Below are 8,438 nucleotides of genomic sequence, written 5' to 3'. Positions count from 1 at the left end.
TGGAACAGGGCCTGCGCTTTGCGATCCGCGAAGGCGGCCGCACCGTTGGTTCCGGCGTTGTCTCCAAAGTCATCGCCTAAGCCTCAGGCTGACCAAAAGACATGACAAAAGGGCCGCTCAAAAGAGCGGCCCTTTTTGTGTGCGGGGGCAGTTATTGCGCTGCCAAAAACCAGTTTCGCCATCTCAGGTTATCCGAGTCAGCAAGCCGTGCGGTTGGCGGGGCTACCAGATGTGCCTGCGCCGGGTTCAGGCCCAAGTGGCACAAGACATCGGCCAATGTGTTGTGTGGGTCTTTGGCCAGATTGTCATAGTCAATTCGAAATGGCGCAATGCCCGCGCTGTTAAACCAACGCTCCCACGCCGCATCAAGCTGCGAAGCATGCGCCATGTAGTCGGCAATGGCTTGTGAATCATATTTGGCGTCTGCCGCTGGTGCGAGACGTTCCAGTTCGGACCCATCTGCACGTCGATGCCACAGGCCAGTTTGTTCTGCGCGCAGCCGTGATATGGCCTGCCCCAACCGGTCCGGTCGGGAGAGGTGAATGAACGTCGTGGGCCCGAAGGCGCTCTCAATTCTCTCAACATCGCTCATTTGACCGGGGGTGATCACCCCGAGTTGTTGCATGAAATAAGCAAAGCTATCACGCTGAAGTCGCAGACCGAATATGTTGCCTTCGCCAGAGCCGCGCGCGATGGCGGCGTCGAATATTGCGTGAAGCGTGTCACGTTGGGATGAAAATGCGTCTGATTTCAGATCGTAAACCGTGAGCCATCGTTCAAAAGAAGGTGCATGAAAATGCGAGTCTGGTTGGCCGGCTGCGCCAGTCGCGCTGAGCATGCGGCACAAAAGCGTGCTGCCGCTGCGCGGGGCGGTACAGATAATATAAGATCGCTTTGGGCGGTCGGTCATGCAACGTTAATCTTGCAGCAATTGCCGGGTATTTCCAGTACTTACCGCGCGCGTAGATCAATGGTCTGGAAGGTTTTGCAGAGTTGCATTCAGGTCTGTTTAGTTTTGGGGTTGGCGCCCGGCGCGTGTGTCTGCTTCATTGCTGAGATCACTGAGCGCGCCCTGAAGACTGGTGCGCAAAGCCTCAAATTCTTCGGGCGTGGTTTTGCGGGGCACAGGCGTGGTCCATTCGCGGCACATCAACACGCCCTTGGCCCGTTTGCGGGGCATCCACATTTTGTCCCACGTGGACAATTCGCGCACGCGGTCCGCAGAAAAGGTCACGACAAAGACCCGTTTTCCCGACGCGCGCGCCCAGACAAGGGGCACAGTCGAGCAGATGCGGGCTGGTCCGCGTGGCCCGTCGGCGGCGATGCCAATGGAATAGCCTTCGCGGATCTTGCCCAGAATTTCACGCGACATGGCCACGTGCCGTTTGTGCGAGCTCATGGGAATGGTTTCCATGTCAAACCGGGTTTGAAACTGCCCCGCCAGACGGCCTGCGCGGGCGTCGGATGTCAGCGTGAAAATGCGGCCCAGATCAGTCGGAAACAAATAGGGCGACATCATCAGGCGCTGATGCCACAGCACCACGATCACCGGTTCCCCGGCCTGCAACGAGTCCTCCATGGGTTCAAATCCGGTCCGGTCCCATGTCGAACTGCGGAAACACTTGCGGACGTGACGCTCGATCAGAGTTGTGACAAAGCTCTGCACGCGCTTGCTGTTGGCAATTTTCTTTCTGAGGCTCACCGGATCGTCCTTTTTGTTGCCCCGTCTTAGAGCAGGTCATGTCCTGAGGCCAGCCCGGCGACGGGTTGGCGGGCGGAAGGGGGCAAATTCGGCGAATTCCCTCTTGCCTCTGGCGCGAGGCTGGACTAGGACATGCCGCACCACAGGGGTATAGCTCAGCTGGTAGAGCGACGGTCTCCAAAACCGTAGGTCGCGGGTTCGAACCCTGCTGCCCCTGCCAAACTTTCCTACAGTAAAACAAAGCCTTGCGAGACTTCACCCTGACAGGGTGCAAGGGCTGTTAGGCTAAAAGTAACGCCAAAAAGTAACATTCTGGTACTCGCAACACACACAACCACACACAACAAGCGCAACGCATGCGCAGCTATTCAGCCGCTTTCAAGGTGTGTTCGCCCCGCAAAATAGACAAAACCACGTCCAGAGGCTGGCCCGAGGCTTGGGCATACTCCATCGCTTTCAGCATCACGTCAGCCGACAGGTCCGCCATGGGCGTCGTTTCAGTTGGGGCAGGTTGCGATTGCGACAGACCCGCCGAGACTTCGGCAATCTGTTTTTGCGCCAGACCCTCCGTCACCCATCCGTAGGTCGAGGACGTCATGCCAGTATCCGCATGGCCCGCGAACTTGGATACCGTCTCCAGAGGAACGCCCTGTTCGAGCAGATGGGTAATCCCGCCATGCCGCCGCGAGTGCAGCCCAGCCGTGACACCCAAGTTACGTGCCGCCGTCCGTACACGAGGCACCGACAGAAGCAGAGAGTGGCCCATGAACACCGTCCAGCACACCACCGATCGCGAGGCCCGCACCCACGCCAGCGTCGAGGCCTCGCTCCGTCGCACGGCGCGGGACTTGGACGGTCTGGTCGCCAAACTGAACGACACCGACACGCAGTCGGTCGAAAGTGTGTTTCTGGTCGAGCGGATAGAAGCGATCAGGACTCTGGCCAAAGCCACCGAGCAGCGCATCAATCGCGCCCGATATGGACGGAAGTCGGCCTGATCCCATGGCGGTCCATGGAACCGCTGAACACCCGCCAGCCCTGACTGTAGATATGTACGGACTCCCGGGACACTTCCTGTAAACTCCCTGATTTGGGATGGAGGAAGTATTGAGTTTGGAGGGAATTTCTTCATTCTTTGATGAGGCCCTGTCGCCGGGGAAAGCGTGGGACAGACGAATTGAATCAGAGCTAGATCAAGCTCAAGCGGTCGTGGTCATTTGGAGCAAGATTTCAGTGGATCGCCAATGGGTCAGGAACGAAGCGCGTGTCGGGCTAAAGAGAAATGTGCTTTTTCCTGTTAGGATTGATGATAGTGAGCCGCCTCTGGAATTTAGCACTGTCAGGTCGAGGACTTTTCCGACACAGAGTTTACCAGAAGTTCGTCGGGAGCGGCTAGATTGATACTGGCCCTCAAATCCACGTTGAAGGCAACAGAAATAGCGCCGACAGAATCCCCTGTTACAAGAACGCTTCCCTTAAAAACTAGGCAGTTTCCAGATTCCGAAACAGTTGCGCCAGCTAAGGCCAACAAGCTGCGAGACGTGCACTATGCCGATCACGCTTATCACCACCGGGGAACACATGCAGGACGTCCATTTCGTAGCTCCAACCGCATTCATCTCGTATTCTTGGGACGATCAGGAACACAAGGCTTGGATTAAAGACACCGCCATCCGGATGCGCTTGGACGGCGTGAATGTGATTTTAGATTAGGCCAATCCACCACCGCCGCCGCGATATCTGTACAAGTATCTCTCTGTGGAGCGCGTGGCTAACGTCTTGGCAGGGGGAACAGTCCGTTTCACGCCTCTTATGAACACGAACGATGCATTTGAGGTTCGTTCGACATTCGAGAAGTTGGCCGGTCCGAAGTTTGTTGCGATGCTATCGCAGCAAATGGACACGACTGTACCTGAATTGAATCAGTACTGCGCGGCTCAATCAAGGAAGAGTTTTTCAACAGAATTCGCACATTATGGTGAAAATCTCCGTAGACTGAAATTCGCGTCAAAAATTCGGGACTTTGCCTTGTCGGCGTCAGCGCGGCGATCGAAGGACGCGCTTTGCCAGATCAGAATTCCTGCCTGATGTTGATGATCCATTTTGGAGCACCGATTTGGTTGGGCGTGCACAGCCGCCAACGGTGATGTTGCTTATTGGGACTGAAGTGCGATGGTGTGGCAGGTTTTGCGGGGACCGGGGTTCCGTCCTGGTCGATTTATGGGCGTGTTATGTGCTTGGGAACTGGCTATGTTTTGGTGCATTGGCTGGCCGCAGGTCAGCAGCCATTGTATTGGGAGTGCTATGAGATTGGGTTTGAAATTCTGCCCAAACCTCGGCTGAAGCCAAAACGCGCGTATGCCAATGTCTTGGCAGCACCCTGTCGGTGTGTTTTTTTGACCTAAAACGGTTTGAGATTTCGTGTGCCTGACCAAGTGAAGCTATGGGAATTCGACTATGAATATTGTGCGCCTTTCGGATCAGGATAATGTCGTCACCGCCATTCGCCCTTTGGACGTTGGGCAAGACGGTGCAACGCAGCGCATTCCGCATGGACACAAAATGGCCTGTCAGCCGATTGGCAAGGGTGACGCAGTATTGAAATACGCGCAGGTCATTGGTTATGCGGCAGAGGATATCGCAGTTGGCGCCCATGTGCATACTCACAACCTTGAATTTCGCGCTGTGGACGTTGATTACGCCTTTTCAACAAATCTGAAACCGGCGCAGGTGCCGCTTGTTCAGCATAGTTTTCGCGGTTTTAGGAGAGCGACAGGGCGGGTTGGGACGCGAAATTACCTTGCCGTTCTCACCAGCGTGAATTGTTCGGCTACGGCGGCCCGAATGATCGCTGCGCATTTCACACCAGAGCGTTTAGCCGCGTTCCCGAATGTGGATGGCGTTGTTGCGTTTGTGCACGGTACGGGGTGCGGCATGGCCAGTTCAGGTGATGGATTTGAAGCGTTGCAGCGGGTGATGTGGGGCTATGCCCGTAATCCAAATGTCGGAGGCGTTTTGATGGCCGGACTTGGATGCGAAACCAACCAGATTGACTGGTTGATAGAAGCTTATGGTCTGACGCCGGGTCCGTTGTTTCAGTCAATGAACATACAGGATGTCGGTGGATTGGAAAAAACGATCGCGCTGGGAATCCGGAAAATCGAAGAGATGTTGCCGCATGTGAATGCGTTTGAGAGAGAAGAGGCGCCCGCGTCGGAATTGATGGTTGCTTTGCAATGTGGCGGGTCAGATGCGTGGTCCGGGGTGACGGCGAACCCTGCGGTTGGATATGCCTGTGACCTGCTGGTCGCTCAGGGGGGGACGGGGGTTTTGGCCGAAACGCCCGAGATTTACGGAGCGGAGCATTTGTTGACGGCGCGCGCGATTGATCGTGCCACCGGGGATAAGTTGCTGAGGCTAATTGACTGGTGGGAAGACTACGTTGCCCGCAATCACGGCAGCATGGATAACAACCCGTCGCATGGGAACAAAAAGGGCGGACTGACCACCATTCTTGAAAAGTCGCTGGGCGCGGCGGCAAAGGGGGGCACGACGCCTTTGACGGGGGTTTACAAATACGCTGAGCCCGTGACGGCCAAGGGGTTCACGTTCATGGACAGTCCCGGATTTGACGCGGTGTCCGTGACCGGTCAGATCGCCAGCGGTTGTAATCTGGTGTGTTTTACCACCGGGCGTGGGTCTGCATTTGGGGCAAAGCCTAGCCCATCGATGAAAGTTGCCACCAACACAGATATGTACAACAGGTTGACTGGCGACATGGACATCAATGCCGGAACAGTTCTGTCAGATGGGCAGAGTGTCGAAGAGGTTGGGCAGCAGATTTTTGACATGTGGCTTGAAATGGCCTCGGGTAGTATGTCGAAATCCGAAGCGCAGGGCTTGGGCGATTACGAGTTCGTGCCTTGGCAAATTGGTGCCGTAATGTAATGAACATCAGGCTTTTGGTCATTGGCGGGGCTGTCCCGTACAGATTTAGCGAAATCCGGGTGGAAAATATGCAGCCTGCGATCAAGTTGAGTGCGCGTGCCCAGACGCGGCGCACGAAAGTTTCGACGGAGTAGAAAAGGAAATACCACAATGAAAATTGGATTTATTGGCCTGGGCCTTATGGGGCGTGCGATGGTCCAATGCCTGCAGAATGCCGGGCATGACCTTGTGGTTATGGGAAACCGCGATCGAACCGGCGTCGAACAGGCCCTGGCCCGTGGTGCACAGGAAGCCACGTCAGCGCGCGCGCTGACGCAGGCGAGCGACGTGGTGATGTTGTGTGTCAGCACCTCTGAACAGGTCGAAAACCTTGTCTATGGCGAGGGGGGTATCCTGTCGGCGGTATCGGACGGTCAGATCGTTCTCGATTTTGGGACGTCTTTGCCTGAGTCCACCAAGAAAATCGGTGCGGCGATGGCTGAGAAGGGCGTGCACTATATGGATTGCCCGCTGGGCCGGACCCCGGCATCGGCGGTTGACGGTAAGCTCAATATCATGGCTGGCGGTTCGCAAGAGGCATTTGATAGTGCAAAACCAATCCTGGATCAGCTTGGCGAGAACATTTTTCATCTGGGTCCGCTTGGGTCGGGTAACACGATCAAGCTGTTGAACAACTACATTGGCATGACCTTTGTCGCGACCATCTCTGAGGCCTATGCCACGGCGGATGCGGCCGGTATATCGCGTGGCGCGCTGTATGATGTGGTTGGGTCTGGCCCGCTGCATTCGATGATGCTGGACATGGTCAGCGCCTACATGGTCGGTGGCGAAAACAAGATGGAATTCACCATTGCGAATGCGTCCAAGGATCTTGGATATTTTCGCCAGATGGCAGGTGATCTTGGACTTGAAAACCGCATGTCTGAGGCTTCGTCTGCGATGTATGCCGCCGCAACAGAAGACGGCGCCGGTGGCGATCTGGTGCCACAAATTGTCGATTGGGTAACGGCGCAGTCCAGGAATGGATAAACGCTGATGGTTGGCGTTCTGCCGCGTGAAGAAAAAGCAGCCGTCGGCGTCGCCTTGATGGTTGTCGCCGTGGCGTTGTTCATTTGTGTGGATACCTCTGCCAAGTGGCTGATCTTTGTGGGTATCTCGCCAATTCAGGCGGCGTTTGCGCGCTATGCAGGGAGTTTCGTTTACGGGCTGGTGTTCTTTCTGCCGCGCGAAGGGTTTGCGGTTTTTCGAAGTGAGCGCCCGTTCCTTCAGGGTCTGAGGGCGTTGGCGCTTTTGGGGTCAACGGTTCTGAACTTCTTTGCGCTAAGCCATCTGCCGATCACCGTCACGACGACGATTATGTTTTCGATGCCGATCATTATCACGCTGCTCGCCATCCCTATATTGGGTGAAAAAGTCGGATTGCGGCGGTTTGCGGCGGTTTGTGTCGGATTTGTGGGCGTGCTGGTTGTCACCCAGCCATGGGGCGCAGAATGGCATCCGGCAATGTTTTATACACTTGGTGCGGTCAGTTCTGCGGCGCTTTACTTTATTATGACCCGCCTGCTTGCTGGCGTTGCAAGTAATGCGACAATGCAGGTCTGGGGTTCCGGGTTTCCCACGATTGTGCTGTTCCCCTTTGCGGCTGCCAGTTGGGTTTGGCCAGACAGCACGCTGGCGTGGATCGTGCTGCTTGGTATCGGGTGTTTTGCAATGATCGGCCATGTCATGGCGACCGTCGCACATCGATACGCAGAGGCGGCGTTATTGTCGCCCGTGGTCTATTGCCAGATTTTGTTTGCCGCGATTGCGGGCATCCTAGTCTTTGACACATGGCCGACGGTCTACACGCTAGTTGGCGGCGGGATCATCATCGGATCGGGGCTATATATCTGGCTGAGAGAACGGCAAAAGCGCGCGCCCTAGCCGCGTCCGATATAGGGCATGGCGCTGGCCATCACGGTCATGAACTGCACATTTGCCTCGGGTGGAAGTTGGGCCATATGCAGCACGGATGTCGCGACGTGGCTGGCATCCATCACGGGTTCCACGGCAACAGACCCATCTGCCTGAGGTACGCCTTTGGTCATTTTCGCAGCCATTTCCGTCAGGGCGTTGCCGATGTCGATTTGTCCGCAGCTGATGTTAAAGGCCCGCCCATCCAGTGAAATAGACCGTGTCAGACCTGTGATGGCGTGTTTAGAGGCTGTGTATGCAGCAGAGCCATAGCGCGGAACCTGAGCGGAGACCGATCCGTTGTTGATGATGCGTCCGCCTTGAGGGTCCTGTGCTCGCATCAGGCCAAAGGCGGTTTTGGCGCAGATGAATGAGCCGGTGAGGTTGATATCAATCAGATCGCGCCATGCTGTTACATCGATCTCGTCAATCAATGCTGACCCCAGGCTGACACCGGCATTGTTGAAAAGCACATCGAGGCGTCCCCATGCCTGCACTGCGTCGCCAAAGACTTGTTCGACGTGTATTTCATCGGTCACATCACACGGCATTGCGCGTGCATTGGGGTGTTGTGCGGCGAGGGTCTCAAGCGGTTCGGGAGTGCGTCCCACAAGCCCCACACGCCATCCTGCGTCCAGAAATATCTTTGCTGTAAGCTTGCCGATACCACCGCCAGCGCCGCTGATTATAATCGTTTTTGACATTGGTTTGCCTTGTCTGAGTGAATGGTTGCCGTGCCTCAAATCTTTGTGGATGTGTTGATACGCCGTGGCCGATTTCAGACAGCCACCTTAACACCCATACGGCAGACTTTTATCTAAAATGGGCGATGTCG

The 8,438-nt window shown here is 55.8% G+C and carries 9 protein-coding genes and 1 tRNA gene; 6 read left to right on the top strand and 4 right to left on the bottom strand.

The annotated features are described in order from the left end of the window. Positions 1-80, top strand: an 80-nt coding sequence (locus ABJI08_RS22365; protein ID WP_348403426.1) for a hypothetical protein, incomplete at its 5' end; no start/stop codon positions are given. 71 nt (positions 81-151) lie between these two features. Here the strand turns inward: ABJI08_RS22365 and ABJI08_RS22360 are convergent. Beyond that, positions 152-910: a Stf0 family sulfotransferase gene (locus ABJI08_RS22360; protein WP_348404065.1), complete on the bottom strand. Its 759-nt coding sequence runs from the start codon at positions 908-910 to the stop codon at positions 152-154. 99 nt (positions 911-1,009) lie between these two features. Then, the gene (locus tag ABJI08_RS22355) at positions 1,010-1,702 is read right to left on the bottom strand and encodes a DUF374 domain-containing protein (RefSeq protein ID WP_348404064.1); all 693 of its coding nucleotides are present in this window, start codon (positions 1,700-1,702) and stop codon (positions 1,010-1,012) included. A 144-nt stretch (positions 1,703-1,846) separates the two neighbouring features. On the opposite strand from ABJI08_RS22355, the gene ABJI08_RS22350 reads away from it, so the two are divergent. Beyond that, positions 1,847-1,922 (top strand) — tRNA-Trp (locus tag ABJI08_RS22350). A gap of 144 nt (positions 1,923-2,066) precedes the next feature. On the opposite strand, the gene ABJI08_RS22345 is transcribed toward ABJI08_RS22350, so the two are convergent. Continuing rightward, positions 2,067-2,468, bottom strand: a complete 402-nt coding sequence (locus ABJI08_RS22345; RefSeq protein ID WP_348404063.1) for a tyrosine-type recombinase/integrase — start codon at positions 2,466-2,468, stop codon at positions 2,067-2,069. On the opposite strand from ABJI08_RS22345, the gene ABJI08_RS22340 reads away from it, so the two are divergent. From ABJI08_RS22340 to ABJI08_RS22325, 4 genes are all read left to right on the top strand, one after another. Beyond that, positions 2,467-2,700 (top strand): hypothetical protein, encoded by a 234-nt coding sequence (locus ABJI08_RS22340; protein WP_348404062.1) that lies wholly within the window; start codon positions 2,467-2,469, stop codon positions 2,698-2,700. The two genes, ABJI08_RS22345 and ABJI08_RS22340, sit on opposite strands and share 2 nt — an antisense overlap. A gap of 1,459 nt (positions 2,701-4,159) precedes the next feature. After that, a complete protein-coding gene (locus ABJI08_RS22335) occupies positions 4,160-5,650 on the top strand; it encodes an altronate dehydratase family protein (RefSeq protein WP_348404061.1) in 1,491 nt (496 codons plus the stop codon). 90 nt (positions 5,651-5,740) lie between these two features. Beyond that, positions 5,741-6,679: an NAD(P)-dependent oxidoreductase gene (locus tag ABJI08_RS22330; RefSeq protein ID WP_348404060.1), complete on the top strand. Its 939-nt coding sequence runs from the start codon at positions 5,741-5,743 to the stop codon at positions 6,677-6,679. A gap of 6 nt (positions 6,680-6,685) precedes the next feature. After that, complete coding sequence (locus ABJI08_RS22325; protein ID WP_348404059.1) at positions 6,686-7,573, top strand: DMT family transporter; 888 nt, start codon at positions 6,686-6,688, stop codon at positions 7,571-7,573. Here ABJI08_RS22325 and ABJI08_RS22320 read toward each other — a convergent pair. Next, entirely contained in the window at positions 7,570-8,307 is a 738-nt protein-coding gene (locus tag ABJI08_RS22320; protein WP_348404058.1) for an SDR family NAD(P)-dependent oxidoreductase, read from the bottom strand. The genes ABJI08_RS22325 and ABJI08_RS22320 overlap by 4 nt on opposite strands. Between the last annotated feature and the right edge of the window lie 131 nt (positions 8,308-8,438).

The organism is Shimia sp. (assembly GCF_039969785.1).
Taxonomy (GTDB): Bacteria; Pseudomonadota; Alphaproteobacteria; order Rhodobacterales; family Rhodobacteraceae; genus Shimia.
Note: the sequence above shows the minus strand (reverse complement) of the source record. Positions and strands in the feature narration are given on the sequence as shown.